This window comes from Catellatospora bangladeshensis (genome assembly GCF_016862575.1).
GTDB classification, from domain to species: domain Bacteria; phylum Actinomycetota; class Actinomycetes; order Mycobacteriales; family Micromonosporaceae; genus Catellatospora; species Catellatospora bangladeshensis.
Genome location: NZ_BONF01000007.1, coordinates 40,026 through 54,723 on the forward strand (window position 1 = coordinate 40,026; position 14,698 = coordinate 54,723).

Here is a 14,698-nt window from a genome sequence, read left to right on the forward strand (position 1 = left end):
CGCCGCCCGCCGGATGCCTAGACTCCACGGATATGGGCGTTTCCCACCACGGGCGCACCGAGCGCCTCGACCTCGCTGACCCGACCCTGCGCGACTGGACCTGCACCGTGCTGGCCGCCGATCCCGAGCAGGGCATCGTGCTGGACCGCTCGGCCTTCTACCCGGGCGGCGGAGGCCAGCCTCCGGACCACGGCGTGCTGCTCTGGCAGGGGGTGCAGACCCGCATCGTCGGCACCCGCAAGGGCGACGACCTGTGGCTCATCCCGGCCGAGGGCGATCCGCTGCCGCCGGCCGGCACGCAGGTCGCGGGCGCGGTCGAGGACACCCGCCGCACCCTGCTCATGCGCACCCACTCCGGCCTGCACGTGCTGTGCGGCGTGGTGTTCCGCGACTTCGGCGCGCTGGTCACCGGCGGCAACATGGAGCCCGGCGAGGCCCGGATGGACTTCAACCTGCCCGAGGTGCCCGGCGACTTCAAGGCCCGGCTGGAGGAGCTGGTCAACGCCGAGGTCGGCGCGGACCGCCAGGTGACGACGAAGGTGCTGGCCCGCGACGAGGCGCTGGCCCTGCCCGACATCATCCGGACCCAGTCCAACCTGATCCCCGCCGACGAGCAGGAGATCCGCATCGTCGACATCGTCGGGCTGGACGTGCAGGCCGACGGCGGCACCCACGTCGCCTCCACGTCCCAGATCGGCAAACTCCAGGTCGTCAAGGTCGAATCCAAGGGCAAGGCCAACCGCCGCGTCCGCGTCCGCCTCGCCTGACGGCCCCTCGATCCTCCGACTTGCCTGGCACCCGGGCGTATCTTGAGCGCGCTTTCGCCCGATCGCCCGGCAAGTCGGACGATCTTGCGGCCCTGGGTCAGGGGCGGGGGTCGTCGATGGTGCCCTCGTAGACCTGGCCGGCGGGCTGGGCGGGGAGGGCGTTGGGCGGGGCGGTGTTGCGGCGGTAGCGCTTGAGGCGGTGCTCGTCCTTGGGCGGGCGGTCGTTGGCCAGGATCACGGCCAGCCAGGGGAGCAGCACCATGCCCAGGCCGCACAGCGGCAGCCACAGCCACAGCAGCGGGACCTTGGCCATGGCCAGCACCGAGCCCAGGATCAGGCAGCCCGCGCGGAGCAGCATCATCAGGATGTAGCGCCGTTCCCGGCGCTTGAGTTCGACCTCCGGGCTCTCCTCGGCGTCGGTGATCAGCACCGGCCGGTCCGCCTGCCGCTTCACGTTGCCTCCCAGCTGCCGAGGGGTATCCCCTCCCATCCTGCTCCTTCTCGCCGCAACAAGTCCTTCGGGGTCGCCCCGCCCCGCCCGCGGGAACGCCCGGCGGGCCTGCAGATTCGGGGAAAGTGCAGCTTCCCGCTTCGGCAAGGGTGCAGTTTCCCCGAAACTGCGAGCGGACGGGGCGGGGGACGCGCGGCGGGTCAGGTGGCGGGGAGGGGTGGGCGGGCGCCGACGAGGCTGACGGCGGCGGCGCCGGTTCGGCAGCCCGCGAGCAGGGCGTCGTGCTGTGTCGCGCCGGCGGACCAGGCGGCCAGGAGGCCGGCGGCGAAGGCGTCGCCGGCGCCGGTGGCGTCCACGATGGGCACCGGCTCGCCGGCCACGTGCACCACCCCGGCCGGGCCGGCCCAGAGGGCGCCGTGCGCGCCGAGCTTCACCACCACGTCGCCGCCGATCGCGTACGACAGCGCCATGGCCTGGTCGGCGGGTGTGCCGGGACCGGCCAGCGCGGTCGCCTCGTCGGCGTTGGCCAGCAGCAGGTCCACGCCGCGCACCCAGTCCAGGAACGGGTGCCCGGTGACGCCGTCCTCGATCAGCTCGGTGGTCACCGCGTGCAGCGGCGCCGCCGACGCGGCGTCCACGCTGGTGCGCAGACCTGCCGCACGGGCCGAGGCGAGCGCGTACCGGCCGGTGGGCCGCGAGGGCTGGTCCAGCAGCGTGTACCCGGACAGGTGTAGCAGGCCCGCGCCCTGGGCGATGGCCGCGTCGACGTCGGCCGAGGCCAGCAGCAGGTTCGCGCCCCGGTCGCTGATCATCGTGCGCTCGGCGCCGTGGGTCAGCACCACGATGCTGCCGGTGCTGGCCCCGGGGCGGACGCTGACCTGGGTGCGTACGCCCGCAAGGTGCAGCTCGGCCAGCCGGTCGCGGCCGGCCTGGTCGTCGCCGACCGCGCCGACGAAGGTGACCGGGCTGCCCAGCGCGGCCAGCCAGGCGGCCGTGTTGGCGGCCTGGCCGCCCCCGGCGACGTGCACCGTCGCCGGGGTGTCCGAGCCCTGCGCCAGCGGCGCGCGCAGCACCGCGAGTACGTCCGTGACCAGGTCGCCCACGGTGAGGATCATGATGCCCCCGTTCGGGGAGGTCAGCGGGCGGCGGCCGCGACGGCGATCTGCGCGGCCAGGGCGGCGTTGCGCAGGATGATGCGTACGTTCACGGCCAGGCTCTGCCCCTGCGTGGCCGAGTGGAAGTGCGACAGCAGCACCGGCGTGACCTGCTTGCCGGTCACCCGGTCGCGCTCCACGATCGCCAGGCCGTCGGCCAGGGTGCGGTCGTGCAGGACCGGGTCGAGCTGCTCGTCCTCGGGCAGCGGGTTGGCCACGACCAGCGCGGCCCGGTGCGCGCCCTGCGTGTGCTGCGCCCGCATGGCGGCCGCGATCTGCTCGGGCGACTCCACCCGCCAGTCCACGCCGAACCCGCTGTCCCGGATGAAGAAGCCCGGGAAGCGGTTCGTCTGATACCCCACCACGCCGATGCCGAGGGTCTCCAGGCGCTCCAGGGTGGCGCCCACGTCGAGGATCGACTTCACCCCGGCGCACACCACCGTGATCGGCGTACGCGCCAGCGTGGTCAGGTCGGCGGACTCGTCGAAGGTGTGCGATGCCTCACGGTGTACGCCGCCCAGGCCGCCGGTGGCGAACACGCCGATGCCGACCGCGGCCGCGACGGCCGAGGTGCCCGCGACCGTGGTCGCCCCGTCCGCGCCCAGCGCCGCCGCGACGGCCAGGTCGCGGGCCGACAGCTTGGCCACGTCCGTGCCGGTCGCCAGGCGGGTCAGCGCCGCGTCGTCCAGGCCCACCACGAGCTGCCCGCCGACCATGCCGATGGTCGCGGGCACGGCGCCGTGGTCGCGCACCGCCTGCTCGATCTCGCGGGCCACCCGCAGGTTGTCGGGCCGCGGCAGACCGTGCGAGACGATCGTGCTCTCCAGGGCGACGACGGGCTGCCCGTTCTCCAGCGCGGTCTTGACCTCGGGATTGAGGTGGATGCTCACATCAGTCACGATCATGAGGGTACTGCCGGGGCGGGCCCCTCCCGCGCGCGGCGGCCCCGGTGCGGCCCGCGACACAGGTGCCGCCACCAGCGTGGCGAGATATCAGACTGGGCCGTCAGCGGGTGACCTGAGACAATGTTCGGGTGACCACACCAGTGACCAACCCCAGCACCATCCTTGATGAGCGCGTCGAGACGGAGTATCGCCTCGACGAGGGCGACCACGAGCGCATGTCCCACTACGCGCCGAAGGACAAACTACTCGAAGCCATGATCGAGGGAACGCCGGTGCGCGCGTTGTGCGGCAAGGTCTGGGTGCCGTCGCGCGACCCCAACCGGTTCCCGGTCTGCCCGGAGTGCAAAGAGATCTACGAGAACCTCACCGACTGACCGGTCCGCGCCGAGCGTGCGGCTGCCGCCGCGCGGCACGGGGGCTCGGCGGCTGTCGAAGGGGAAGCGGCCATGACCGCGAGTGTGGTCGTCGTGGGCAGCGCGAACATGGACCTGGTGGTGGCGACGCCCGTCCTGCCGCGCCCCGGCGAGACGGTGCTCGGCGAGGGCTTCCTCGCCGTCCCCGGCGGAAAGGGCGCCAACCAGGCGGTCGCCGCGGCCCGTGCGGGCGCCGACTGCCACTTCCTGGGCGCCGTCGGCCTCGACGCGTTCGGCGACGAGCTGAAAGGCTGCCTGGCCGCGGCCGGTGTCGGGCTGGACGGGCTGCGCCGGGTCGCCGGCCCCTCCGGAGTCGCCCTGATCGCGGTGGACGCCGCCGCGGAGAACCTCATCGTCGTCGCCCCCGGCGCCAACGCGCACTTCACCGGACTGGACGCGGGCGACCGGGACCTCATCGCGGCCTGCGACGTGCTGCTGTGCCAGCTGGAGATCCCGCTGGAGACGGTGACCCAGGCCGCCCTCGCCGCCCGGCACGGCGCCACCACGGTCGTCCTCAACGCCGCCCCGGCCCGGACCCTGCCCGACGAGCTGCTCGCCGCCGTGGACGTGCTCGTGGTGAACCAGACCGAGGCCACCATGCTGGCGGGGCTCGACGGAGCCGGTGACGCCGGTGACGGCCTCGCCCCCGTCAACGACGTGCCGCTGCTGCTGGACGCGCTGCTCGCCCGGGTGCCGCGGGTGGTGCTCACCCTCGGCGCGGCCGGTGCCGCGTACGCCGCGCGCGACGGGGAACGGCTGGAGGTCGGCGCACCGCCGGTCGACGCCGTGGACACCACCGCCGCCGGGGACGCCTTCACCGGCGCGTTCGCAGTGGCCTGGGCCCAGGGGCGGCCGGTCGCCGAGGCGCTGCGCTGGGCCTGCGCGGCGGGCGGGGCGTGCGCGTCCCGCTGGGGCGCGTCCAGCTCGCTGCCCGCCCAGGCCGAGATCGACCTGCTGTACGACCGCACCTACCAGAACGACCCCGCCTGACCGGCCGCGGCCACCGCACCCCGCCGACCACTGACCCCCGGCACGCGCGGCGGCGCGGGCCCTCGCGCTCCGCTCGATCGTCCGACTTGCCTGGCACATGGGTGAAAGCGCGCCCAAGATACGCCCGTCTGCCAGGCAAGTCGGACGATCTTGGCGCCGCCGAGCGCGGGCGGGCGCCGGGGTGGCGTGGCTGAGTGCCCGGGGACGCGTGCGGGCGGCGAGGCGGCGCGCGGGCGGGCGTTTGGACGCCGTAGCCTGCGCCGGTGGACAGTTCGACGGCCCTGCTCGTCGGCGACCTCGCCGGGGTCGCCGTCTTCGCCGCGTCCGGCGGGTCCGCCGCGGTGGGTAAGCGGCTCGACCTGTTCGGCGTGGTCTTCGTCGGGTTCGTCGCCGCGCTCGGCGGCGGCATCCTGCGCGACCTGGTGATCAACCAGGTGCCGCCGCTGGCCTTCGCCGACTGGCGCTACCCGGCCACCGCCGTCACCGCCTCGCTCGCCGTGTTCTGGCTGCACCCGCACCTGGACCGGCTGCGGCGTACCGTGCTCAGCCTGGACGCGGCCGGGCTCGGCCTGTTCACCGTCACCAGCACGCTCAAGGCGCTGGACGCCGACGTGCCGCCGGTGGGCGCGTGCCTGCTCGGCATGCTGACCGGCATCGGCGGCGGGCTCGTCCGGGACCTGCTGCTCAACGAGATCCCGGTGGTGCTGCGGCGGGAGATCTACGCGGTCGCCTCGCTGCTGGGCGCGATCGCGGTGGCGCTGCTGGTCGGGACCGGCCACGCGAACGTGGCCACGCTCACCGGCGCGGCCCTGCTCGTCTTCGTGGTGCGGATCACCGCCCTCTACCGGCACTGGTCCGCCCCCCGCCCCCGTCCGGGCGCCGGCGCCACCCATCCGGGCCCCCACCCACCCCCACCCACCCCCTGACCCACTTCACCGCCCGCGCTCGCCCCGCCGCACGCTGGCCCGCGCGCCCCGTCCCGCCGCGCCGCCGCGCGAAGATCGCGAGTTGGTGTCCAAAGGTGGGGCTACACCACAGGTTTCGACACGAACCCGCGATCTTCGGCGGTGACCCAAACCCGGCGCAGGCTGATGATCGCGAGTTGGTGTCGGAATATGGGGCTGGACCGCAGGTTTCGACACGAACTAGCGATCTTCGGCCGGGAACCGGGCGCCGGGGCGGGCGGGTTTTCGGGGTGTGCCAAGGGACTCGGCACGTTCGGCGGACAGTGGCGGTGTTCTGTCCCGGCGAGCCGATAGACTCAGGGCCCGCCTTCGCGCTCGGCGCCATCCCGGCCGACCCGAGGGCGCTTTCGTGCTGACCCCCGCCTGAGCAGGAGGCTTCCGCCGTGGCGCTGGCCCGCCCCGTCCCCGAGTCGTTCCCGTCGCTGCGCGCGTGGCAGCGCAAGGCTCTGGTCGAGTACCTGCGCCGGCGTACCCCCGACTTCCTGGCGGTCGCGACGCCCGGCGCCGGCAAGACGACCTTCGCCCTGCGTATCGCCGCGGAGCTGCTCGCCCACGGGACGGTCGACGCGGTGACCGTGGTGGCGCCGACCGAGCACCTGAAGCTGCAGTGGGCGCAGGCCGCGGCCCGGGTCGGCATCCAGCTCGACGCGATGTTCCGCAACGCCGACGTGCACACCAGCTCCGACTTCCACGGCGTCGTGGTGACGTACGCGCAGGTCGGCATGGCGCCGCAGGTGCATCTGCGGCGCACGCTGACCCGCAAGACGCTGGTGATCCTGGACGAGATCCACCACGCGGGCGACTCGCGCAGCTGGGGCGACGGCGTGAAGTCGGCGTTCGAGCCCGCCGAGCGGCGGCTGATGCTCACCGGCACCCCGTTCCGCTCGGACGAGAACCCGATCCCGTTCGTCACGTACGAGCGGGTGGGGGAGGTGCAGCGCTCCCGCGCCGACTCGGTGTACGGCTACTCGGACGCGCTCGCCGACGGCGTCGTCCGGCCGGTGATCTTCCTCGCGTACTCGGGCGAGACCCGCTGGCGCACCAGCGCGGGGGACGAGCTGGCGGTCCGGCTGGGCGAGCCGCTGACCCAGGACCTGATCGCCCAGGCGTGGCGCACCGCGCTGGATCCGAAGGGCGACTGGATGCCGGCCGTGCTGCGGGCCGCCGACGCGCGCCTGCAGGTGCTGCGCGAGGGCGGCATCCCCGACGCGGGCGGCCTGGTGATCGCCTCGGACCAGACCACCGCGCGGGCGTACGCGAAACTGATCGAGACCGTCACCGGCGAGAAGGCCGTGGTGGTGCTCTCCGACGACGTCGGCGCGTCGGCGAAGATCTCCGAGTTCAGCGGCTCGACGCAGCGCTGGATGGTCGCGGTGCGCATGGTGTCCGAGGGCGTCGACATCCCGCGCCTGGCCGTCGGCGTGTACGCGACCAGCGCCTCCACCCCGCTGTTCTTCGCCCAGGCGATCGGCCGCTTCGTGCGCGCCCGCCGCCCCGGGGAGACCGCCAGCGTCTTCGTGCCCAGCGTGCCGCACCTGCTGGGGCTGGCCAGCGAGATGGAGCTGGAGCGCGACCACGTGCTCGGCGGCCCGAAGGCCAAGGACGGGCTCGACGACGAGCTGCTGGAGCGCGCGCAGCAGTCCGAGAACGCCAGCGGCGAGCTGAACAAGTCGTTCGAGGCGCTGTCGGCCACCGCCGAGCTGGATCAGGTGATCTTCGACGGCGCCACCTTCGGCCTGCCGGCGCAGGTCGGTACGCAGGAGGAGGAGGACTTCCTCGGCCTGCCCGGCCTGCTCAGCGCCGACCAGGTGGCCGCGCTGCTGGCCAAGCGCCAGGCCGAGCAGGCCGCCGCGGTGCGCCGCAACCGGGCGGGGGCCGCCGAGCAGGCGCCCGCGCAGCGCGAGCCGGTGCGGGACATGTCCTCCGCTGAGCGCCGCATCCACCTGCGCCGTCAGCTCAACGCCCTGGTCGCGTCCCACCACCACCGCACCGGCCTGCCCCACGGCAAGATCCACGCTGAGCTGCGCTCCAAGTGCGGCGGCCCGCCCAGCGCCCAGGCCACCATCGAACAACTCGAAGAACGCATCGCGACGATCCAGTCCTTCTGACCCCGCGCGCGCCGATCGTCGCGCGCACGTGGATCGTCCGATCCACCGCGGCTTGATCGTCCGACTTGCCAGGCAGATGGGCGAATGCGCACCCAAGATGCGCCCATGTGCCAGGCAAGTCGGACGATCAAGGGGCGGGGGGGCGCGGGGCGGGCACGCACGCCGAGGGGGGCACCGCTCGGCGGTGCCCCCCTCGGGTCAAGCTTTGTAGGGTTACTTCGCGGTCGTGTCGGCGCCCCGCCACGTGAACTCGGGGTCGGCCGCCACCTCCACGGCAATCTTGACAAGGTCGTCGGCGTACTTGTTGGCGTGGTGTCCGCAGAACACCAGCTCGCCCCCACCGGCCAGCTTCACACGCATCTTGCCCGCCGCGTTGCAGCGGTCGCACCGTTCATCGGCGGCTGGGGCAGCCACCGTCGCCGGCGGCGGCGTGAGGGTCTGGGTCATCGCCTTCCTCCTCTGGTCGTCACCGATGCTGAAATACATCGTCGATCCTTCGAGTCCAGCTACGCCGAACCCGCCATTGTCATTCAGCTCGTTACCCACGAAGACCTCAACGCCGACCGCGTCGGGGGCCTTCCCGGCTGGGCCTCGGGGGGACCGGGGTCACAGTCGGTGGGCGGTAGAGCCTACCTGGTCAGACGGGCTACCTGGGGAGATGACCCGTCCTGGACAGTGTGCCGTTCCACCAGAGTGCCACGTCAACCATCGCGAGTCGAACAGAAACAGATCGCGTAGCCGTCTATATACGGACGGTGAGCACTTCTGTACGTTCGGTGGATGCCGTTCGTCCGATTCGCGATGAATGTCGACTTGACCTGCCGGTATCAGTCGAGGTAGTCGCGCAGCACCTGCGAGCGCGACGGGTGCCGCAGCTTCGACATCGTCTTCGACTCGATCTGCCGGATGCGCTCGCGGGTGACCCCGTACACCTGGCCGATCTCGTCTAAAGTCCGCGGCTGGCCGTCGGTGAGGCCGAAGCGCAGCCGCACCACGCCCGCCTCGCGCTCGGACAGCGTCTGCAGCACCTGCTGGAGCTGGTCCTGCAGCAGCGAGAAGGAGACCGCGTCGACGGCCACGACCGCCTCGGAGTCCTCGATGAAGTCGCCGAGCTGGCTGTCGCCCTCGTCGCCGATGGTCTGGTCCAGCGAGATGGGCTCCCGGGCGTACTGCTGGATCTCCAGCACCTTCTCCGGGGTGATGTCCATCTCCTTGGCCAGCTCCTCCGGGGTGGGCTCGCGGCCCAGGTCCTGGAGCAGCTCGCGCTGGATGCGGCCGAGCTTGTTGATCACTTCGACCATGTGCACCGGGATGCGGATGGTGCGGGCCTGGTCGGCCATGGCGCGGGTGATCGCCTGCCGGATCCACCAGGTGGCGTACGTGGAGAACTTGTAGCCCTTGGTGTAGTCGAACTTCTCGACGGCGCGGATGAGGCCGAGGTTGCCCTCCTGGATCAGGTCCAGGAACGCCATGCCGCGGCCGGTGTAGCGCTTGGCCAGCGAGACCACGAGGCGCAGGTTCGCCTCCAGCAGGTGGTTCTTGGCACGCTCGCCGTCGCGGGAGACCCACAGCAGGTCCCGCTGCATGTCGCGGGTGAGCTGCAGGCCCTCCTCCTCGGCCTGGCGCAGCCGCTCCGCGGCGAACAGGCCGGCCTCGATCCGCTTGGCGAGCTCGACCTCCTGCTCCGCGTTGAGCAGCGGGACCTTGCCGATCTGCTTGAGGTACGCCCGGACGGAGTCGGCCGAGGCGGTCAGCTCGGCGTCCTTGCGGGCCTGCTTGAGGGCCTCGGACTCCTCGGCGTCCCACTCGAAGTCGTCCGCGGCGGCGGCGTCGGCCTCGGCGGCCTGGGCCATCTCCACGGGCTCGTCGACGACGACGTCCTCGAGGTCGGCGGCCAGCTCCTCGACGGAGAGGTCGACGCCGTCGGGCTCGTCGCCCTCGCCGGGCTCGCCCTTGGGCTTGGCGGCCTTGGCCGGGGCGGCCTTGTCGGCTGTCTTCTTCTCGACAGCCTTCTTGGCGGCGGCCTTCTTCGCGGGTGCCTTCGCGGCCTTGGCGGACGCCTCGTCGGCGGTCTCCTCGGCCTTGGCGGCGGCCTTGGCCGGGGCGGCCTTCACGGCCTTGGCGGGTGCGGCCTTCGCCGGGACGGCCTTGGCGGCGGGCGCCTTGGCGGCGTCAGCGGCGTCGGGCTCGGCAGGCTTGGCCTGCTTGGGCGGGGCGGGCTTGGCGACCTTCGCCACCGCGGGCTGCGCGGTCTTGGCGGTGGTCGCCTTGGAGGCGGGCGTCGCGGCGCGGGCCGCGGCCACCTTGCGACGGCCGTTGGCCGAGTCGTCGACCTCGACGGTCACGCCCGCCTCGAGCAGTGCGCGCAGCAGCTTCTTGGCCTGGGCGGGGGTGACGTCGGCAGCCTCCACGGTGCGCGCCACATCCGCAGGCGTGAGCCGGCCGCCGGCGCCTGCGGCTTGGGCGATCAGCATGTCGGTGAGCGAACGAACGTCGGCGCTGATCTGGCGGGCTTCAGTCACGGACGACCTTCCGGAGGCGAGGTACGAGCAGAGATCATACGGCTTAGCGCCACGGCGCGGCTGCGCGTCGCGGTGGGTCAGCCAGTGTGAAGTGTGGATGCGCCTCGTGCCATCGGCACGTGGCAGGCGTGAATTGTAGCGCCGTACTCGGCGATCATCTCGGCGCGCACGCCGGAGGCGGTCCGCGAGCGGAGCCCGGGGCCTTGGCAGGATGGCACCAGGTGACGAGGAGGACGGTCGTGAACGAGCTGGAACTGCTGGACATCGCGGTACAGGTGGCCGGTGAGGCGGCCGACACGGCCCGCCGTATGCGCAACGAGGCGATCACCGATGTGGGCACGAAATCCACCGCGACCGACGTGGTGACGGCCGCGGATCGAGCGGTCGAGCAGCAGGTGATCGCCGCGCTGGCGGCACGGCGTCCGGGTGACACGGTACTCGGTGAGGAGTTCGGCGGCGCGCCGGTTTCCGCGGCCGCGGGCGGGGTGCGCTGGATCGTCGACCCCATCGACGGCACCGTGAACTACCTGTACGGGCTGGAGTACTACGCCGTCTCGATCGCCGCGGAGGTCGACGGTGAGATCGTGGCGGGTGTCGTACGCCACGCCACGACGGGGGAGACGTGGACCGCGGCGAAGGGCCACGGCGCGTTCCGCGACGGCGTCCGGCTGACCGGCTCCCGGGCCGTCGAGCTGCCCCTGTCGCTGATCGGCACGGGTTTCGGCTACGCCCGGGAGCGGCGGGCGCACCAGGCCGCGGTCGCCGCGCACGTGCTGCCGCGGGTGCGCGACATCCGGCGGATGGGCTCGGCCGCGCTGGACCTGTGCGCGGCGGCGGAGGGCCGGCTGGACGCGTTCTACGAGAAGGGCCTGGCCGAGTGGGACCTGGCCGCGGGCGGCCTGATCGCACGCGAGGCGGGCCTGCTGGTCACCGGCCTGTCGGGCCGCCCGGCCGGGCCGGACATGGTGCTGGCGGCCCCGCCCGCGCTGCACGGCCCGCTGGACGAGCTGCTCACCGGCCTCGACGCGGACGCCGGCCCGTAGCCCCGCAACGAGCGAAGCTCCCGTCCTGTGGTCAGCACAGAACGGGAGCTTCGCTCGTGAGAAACGGGCCCGGGGCGGCGCCGTTCGGCTCAGGGCTGCTGGGCGCAGGTGCCCGGGGGCAGGATCGGGTTGCCCAGCGCGGCGACCGCCTGCCGCATCTCGGTGGGGGTGGCCAGCTGCTTGAACTCGCCACCGATGATCACGTCGATGGTGTCGTCCTCGCGCTTGATGTTGAAGCCGTCCTCCTCGACCGCGTTCAGGAAGTACGCCCGCAGCAGCTGCGCCGCGCCGACCGCCTTCGGCCCGTACCGCAGCTGCGCGACGATGTCGGGCTGCTTCTTCGGGTCGGTGCCGGTCTTCTCGACCTTGAACTTGCGGTTCGTGAAGTCGGCTGCCACGTTGCGGGCCAGATCGACCGTGCTGGTGGCGTTGTAGACGTTGATCTTCACTTCGCTCTCGGAGTCGGGCAGCTTGTTGTTGACGGGGACGTAGCCCGCCGGGCAGCTCTCGACGACGGGAGCCTCGGCCTGCGTGTCACGATTGAGCGTGATCACGGCCAGGGTGATGCCGATGATCGCCAGGGTGCTGATGAGGGCGATCGCTCGAATTCGTGCCATTTGCATCTCGGTGCCGCTCCCCGTGAGCCAGAGTGTCCGCATCGCCGCCACCGTTGACGGCATGCGCCAGAGGTTATCGGTTGACCGGCCCGGTGGGGGCCGCGACCCGACAGACGGCCGGAATTGGCCGGAAGGTTCCGGCGCGCCGACCGTGATCGGCGGGCGGCTGCCCCTACCTTGGTCTCGCCTGACCCGACGGCCCTCCAAAGCTGTCGGCTCAGTCACATCGGGAACAACTTCGCGTGCGGGAGCGTACAACTCCCACACGGGCGCGCTAAAGTACCGCGCTCGTTGAGAGTGAAACGTCGCGTACGCAGACGGACCAGACACGAATTGGGAGTGTGACAATCGATGGCCACCGACTACGACGCCCCGCGCCGTGACGAGGCCGACCTCGGTGAGGACAGCCTCGAGGAGCTGAAGGCTCGGCGTGTCGACAACCAGTCGGGCAGCGTGGACGTGGACGAGGTCGACCTGGCCGAGGCGTTCGAGCTGCCGGGTGGCGACCTCGCCGACGAGGAGCTGACGGTCAAGGTCGTGCCGATGCAGGCCGACGAGTTCCGCTGCTCGCGGTGCTTCCTCGTGCACCACCGCAGCCAGCTGGCCGGCGAGCGCAACGGCGAGCCGATCTGCCGCGAGTGCGCCTGATCAGGGCGTGACGCCGGCAGCACCGCCGACGGCGCATCGCCGCGCCGGCGGGCTCCCCGAAGCCGCTTGACGTGATGCGGTGAGATGGCGCAGATATCAGGGAACACGGATTCCGACGGGCACGCCGCGCCGACGCGGCGTGCCGCGCGGGGGCCGGGTCCCCCGATGACCCAGACGCTCGTCGCGGTCATCCACGCCAGCTCAGCCGACGGGAGTCAGCCATGACCACCAGCCCCGCACCGGTGCCCGACGACGAGACGCCGGGCACCGCCGGATCCGGCGGCGCCGCCGGCAGGCCGGACGAGCTGGCCGCCGCGGTGGCGGGACTCGCCGAGGCCGACCTGGACAAGGCAGACCGCCGCAGGCTGCTCGGCCGGATGCTGGTGGGGCTGCGCGAGCGCGGGGTGAAGGAGGTCTTCCTGCCCCGCAAGGCGATCGGCTGGATCACCGACGCGGTGGCCGACCTCGCCCCGCACGTGCCCGTGCGCAACCTGGAGACGCTGCGCCGGCACTACCCGGGCCTGGACGACGACGCGCTGGCCGAGCGGCTCATCCGCAACGCCGCCCGCGCCGCGGCCGGGGTGGGCGCGGTGGGCGGCGGCATCGCCTCGGTGGAGTGGATGGCCCCGCCGACGCTGCTGTCGACCCCGGTGGTGCTGGCCACCGAGACGGTCGCCGTGGTGGGCATCGAGCTCAAGCTCGTCGGCGAGCTGCACGAGGTGTACGGCTACCCGGTGCTCGGCACGCCCGCACAGAAGGCGGTCAGCCTGATGCAGGCCTGGGCCGGGCACCGCGGCATCAGCCCCATGCTGCCCGGCGCGGCGGCCGCCACCGTGCTCGGCACGGCCACCCGCAAGCAGCTGCGCGACATGATCGTCAAGCGCTTCGGGCGCAGCCTGACCACGCTCGGGCCGCTGCTCACCGGCGCGGCCGTGGCCAGCTACCTCAACCGCAAGGCGACCCGGCGGCTCGGCGACGATCTGCGCCGGGACCTGTTGCTGCGGCGGGGCGGCCACCCGCCGGTGCTGCCGCCCTCAGCCTGAGCGCAGCGCCCGCGCCAGCTCCTCCGGGCGGCGCGAGCTGATCACCCAGTACGGCGTGACGTCGTCGGGGTCGTCGAGCACCACCTGCACGGCCCCGCCGACCCACGGCCGCTGGATCACGAACGCCATCGGGTCGGCGCTGGGCCCGAGCAGCTCGCGCTTGGTCTCCGCGTCCAGCGGGACGACCTGGGCCACGTGCCGCAGCGACAGCACGGCGTCGTCCACCCGCAGCTGCTCGCCGTCCACGGTGATCCGGATCCGGCCCAGCCACCACAGGCCGTAGGCCGCCAGCGGCAGCACGACCACGTACGCCACCCAGCCGCGGGGACCCGCCGCACCCAGTCCGACCTGCGCCGCGAGCACGGCGGCGGCCAGCAGGCCGGGCACCCACAGCCACCACGGGGTCGACAGGCGCTCCGTGTGCCGGGGCACAGGCCGTGCCGCACCGACCCCTGTCGGCGTTGTGCCAGAGGACGCCATACCGCTGCCTGGGTGTGTCACAGCATCGAGGGTAGGACCCGCCGGGTCCGCCGGACGCGGCAGGATAGTGGCAAGGAGACGCAGCTCCCGTCATGAGCGTGCGTCACAGCACTCCCCCCGGAGGTTTGACCGTTGTATCCCCCTGCGACCCCGCCCGTCGTGGTGCCGATCCGCCGGCTCGACCCCGACCTGCCGCTGCCGTCGTACGCCCATCCGGGGGACGCCGGCGCGGACCTGTACGCGGCCGAGGACGCCGCGATCGCGCCCGGTGAGCGCCGGCTGATCCGCACCGGCGTGGCGATAGCCCTGCCGGACGGATTCGTGGGACTCGTCCACCCGCGGTCGGGTCTGGCCGCGAAAATGGGGGTGACCGTGCTGAACGCTCCCGGCACCGTGGACGCGGGCTACCGGGGCGAGATCCTGGTCCAGCTGATCAACCACGACCGGTCGGCGACCGCCAAGATCTCGCGTGGGGACCGCATCGCGCAACTTGTCGTGCAGCGGGTGGAGCGGGCACACTTCCACGACGTCGCCGAACTGCCGGACTCCGCGCGGGGCACCGGCGGCCACGGCTCGACGGGGAACTGAGGAG

At 72.8% G+C, this 14,698-nt stretch carries 16 protein-coding genes; 9 read left to right on the plus strand and 7 right to left on the minus strand.

Annotation, left to right across the window (positions count from 1 at the left end; all coding sequences use genetic code 11):
• Positions 1-32 precede the first annotated feature (32 nt).
• A complete protein-coding gene (locus tag Cba03nite_RS04895) occupies positions 33-767 on the plus strand; it encodes an alanyl-tRNA editing protein (RefSeq protein WP_203742345.1) in 735 nt (244 codons plus the stop codon).
• Between the two features lie 97 nt (positions 768-864).
• Here Cba03nite_RS04895 and Cba03nite_RS04900 read toward each other — a convergent pair whose 3' ends face one another.
• From Cba03nite_RS04900 to Cba03nite_RS04910, 3 genes are all read right to left on the minus strand, one after another.
• Positions 865-1,221 (minus strand): DUF3099 domain-containing protein, encoded by a 357-nt coding sequence (locus Cba03nite_RS04900; RefSeq protein ID WP_203742347.1) that lies wholly within the window; start codon positions 1,219-1,221, stop codon positions 865-867.
• Positions 1,222-1,418: 197 nt separating this feature from the next.
• On the minus strand, positions 1,419-2,333 hold the full coding sequence (locus tag Cba03nite_RS04905; protein WP_203742349.1) for a carbohydrate kinase family protein: 915 nt from the start codon (positions 2,331-2,333) through the stop codon (positions 1,419-1,421).
• 20 nt (positions 2,334-2,353) lie between these two features.
• Positions 2,354-3,277 (minus strand): pseudouridine-5'-phosphate glycosidase, encoded by a 924-nt coding sequence (locus Cba03nite_RS04910; protein ID WP_203742351.1) that lies wholly within the window; start codon positions 3,275-3,277, stop codon positions 2,354-2,356.
• Between the two features lie 128 nt (positions 3,278-3,405).
• Here Cba03nite_RS04910 and Cba03nite_RS04915 point away from each other — a divergent pair, with 128 nt between their 5' ends.
• The 4 genes from Cba03nite_RS04915 to Cba03nite_RS04930 all read left to right on the plus strand — a co-directional run bounded on the left by Cba03nite_RS04915 (position 3,406) and on the right by Cba03nite_RS04930 (position 7,753).
• The gene (locus Cba03nite_RS04915; protein WP_203742353.1) at positions 3,406-3,651 is read left to right on the plus strand and encodes a DUF3039 domain-containing protein; all 246 of its coding nucleotides are present in this window, start codon (positions 3,406-3,408) and stop codon (positions 3,649-3,651) included.
• A 72-nt stretch (positions 3,652-3,723) separates the two neighbouring features.
• On the plus strand, positions 3,724-4,680 hold the full coding sequence (locus tag Cba03nite_RS04920) for a ribokinase (RefSeq protein WP_203742354.1): 957 nt from the start codon (positions 3,724-3,726) through the stop codon (positions 4,678-4,680).
• A gap of 263 nt (positions 4,681-4,943) precedes the next feature.
• Positions 4,944-5,606 carry a trimeric intracellular cation channel family protein gene (locus tag Cba03nite_RS04925; protein ID WP_203742356.1) on the plus strand — a complete coding sequence of 221 codons (663 nt, stop codon included), beginning with the start codon at positions 4,944-4,946 and terminating at the stop codon, positions 5,604-5,606.
• A 422-nt stretch (positions 5,607-6,028) separates the two neighbouring features.
• Complete coding sequence (locus tag Cba03nite_RS04930; protein WP_203742358.1) at positions 6,029-7,753, plus strand: DEAD/DEAH box helicase; 1,725 nt, start codon at positions 6,029-6,031, stop codon at positions 7,751-7,753.
• A 213-nt stretch (positions 7,754-7,966) separates the two neighbouring features.
• On the opposite strand, the gene Cba03nite_RS04935 is transcribed toward Cba03nite_RS04930, so the two are convergent.
• A complete protein-coding gene (locus tag Cba03nite_RS04935) occupies positions 7,967-8,200 on the minus strand; it encodes a DUF7455 domain-containing protein (protein WP_203742466.1) in 234 nt (77 codons plus the stop codon).
• A gap of 380 nt (positions 8,201-8,580) precedes the next feature.
• Positions 8,581-10,275, minus strand: coding sequence for an RNA polymerase sigma factor (locus Cba03nite_RS04940; RefSeq protein ID WP_239125477.1), 1,695 nt, complete (start codon positions 10,273-10,275; stop codon positions 8,581-8,583).
• Positions 10,276-10,514: 239 nt separating this feature from the next.
• Between Cba03nite_RS04940 and Cba03nite_RS04945 the strand changes: the two genes are divergently transcribed.
• Complete coding sequence (locus tag Cba03nite_RS04945; protein ID WP_203742360.1) at positions 10,515-11,318, plus strand: inositol monophosphatase family protein; 804 nt, start codon at positions 10,515-10,517, stop codon at positions 11,316-11,318.
• A gap of 89 nt (positions 11,319-11,407) precedes the next feature.
• On the opposite strand, the gene Cba03nite_RS04950 is transcribed toward Cba03nite_RS04945, so the two are convergent.
• The gene (locus tag Cba03nite_RS04950; RefSeq protein ID WP_239125478.1) at positions 11,408-11,935 is read right to left on the minus strand and encodes a LytR C-terminal domain-containing protein; all 528 of its coding nucleotides are present in this window, start codon (positions 11,933-11,935) and stop codon (positions 11,408-11,410) included.
• 351 nt (positions 11,936-12,286) lie between these two features.
• Between Cba03nite_RS04950 and Cba03nite_RS04955 the strand changes: the two genes are divergently transcribed.
• Together Cba03nite_RS04955 and Cba03nite_RS04960 are read left to right on the plus strand one after the other, a co-directional pair.
• Positions 12,287-12,583, plus strand: a complete 297-nt coding sequence (locus Cba03nite_RS04955; protein WP_203742362.1) for a DUF4193 domain-containing protein — start codon at positions 12,287-12,289, stop codon at positions 12,581-12,583.
• A 221-nt stretch (positions 12,584-12,804) separates the two neighbouring features.
• Positions 12,805-13,626, plus strand: coding sequence for a hypothetical protein (locus Cba03nite_RS04960; RefSeq protein WP_203742364.1), 822 nt, complete (start codon positions 12,805-12,807; stop codon positions 13,624-13,626).
• Here the strand turns inward: Cba03nite_RS04960 and Cba03nite_RS04965 are convergent.
• Positions 13,618-14,106: a DUF3093 domain-containing protein gene (locus Cba03nite_RS04965; protein ID WP_203742472.1), complete on the minus strand. Its 489-nt coding sequence runs from the start codon at positions 14,104-14,106 to the stop codon at positions 13,618-13,620. The genes Cba03nite_RS04960 and Cba03nite_RS04965 overlap by 9 nt on opposite strands.
• A gap of 132 nt (positions 14,107-14,238) precedes the next feature.
• Here Cba03nite_RS04965 and dut point away from each other — a divergent pair, with 132 nt between their 5' ends.
• The gene (gene dut, locus Cba03nite_RS04970) at positions 14,239-14,694 is read left to right on the plus strand and encodes a dUTP diphosphatase (RefSeq protein ID WP_203742366.1); all 456 of its coding nucleotides are present in this window, start codon (positions 14,239-14,241) and stop codon (positions 14,692-14,694) included.
• The last annotated feature ends 4 nt before the right edge of the window (positions 14,695-14,698 follow it).

Coding starts and splice junctions, on each gene's coding strand:
- Cba03nite_RS04905 (WP_203742349.1), bottom strand. CDS start 2,333: ATGATCCTCACCGTGGGCGACCTGGTCACGGACGTACTCGCGGTGCTG.
- Cba03nite_RS04950 (WP_239125478.1), bottom strand. CDS start 11,935: ATGGCACGAATTCGAGCGATCGCCCTCATCAGCACCCTGGCGATCATC.
- Cba03nite_RS04935 (WP_203742466.1), bottom strand. CDS start 8,200: ATGACCCAGACCCTCACGCCGCCGCCGGCGACGGTGGCTGCCCCAGCC.
- Cba03nite_RS04955 (WP_203742362.1), top strand. CDS start 12,287: ATGGCCACCGACTACGACGCCCCGCGCCGTGACGAGGCCGACCTCGGT.
- Cba03nite_RS04895 (WP_203742345.1), top strand. CDS start 33: ATGGGCGTTTCCCACCACGGGCGCACCGAGCGCCTCGACCTCGCTGAC.
- Cba03nite_RS04960 (WP_203742364.1), top strand. CDS start 12,805: ATGACCACCAGCCCCGCACCGGTGCCCGACGACGAGACGCCGGGCACC.
- Cba03nite_RS04965 (WP_203742472.1), bottom strand. CDS start 14,106: ATGGCGTCCTCTGGCACAACGCCGACAGGGGTCGGTGCGGCACGGCCT.
- Cba03nite_RS04910 (WP_203742351.1), bottom strand. CDS start 3,277: ATGATCGTGACTGATGTGAGCATCCACCTCAATCCCGAGGTCAAGACC.
- Cba03nite_RS04920 (WP_203742354.1), top strand. CDS start 3,724: ATGACCGCGAGTGTGGTCGTCGTGGGCAGCGCGAACATGGACCTGGTG.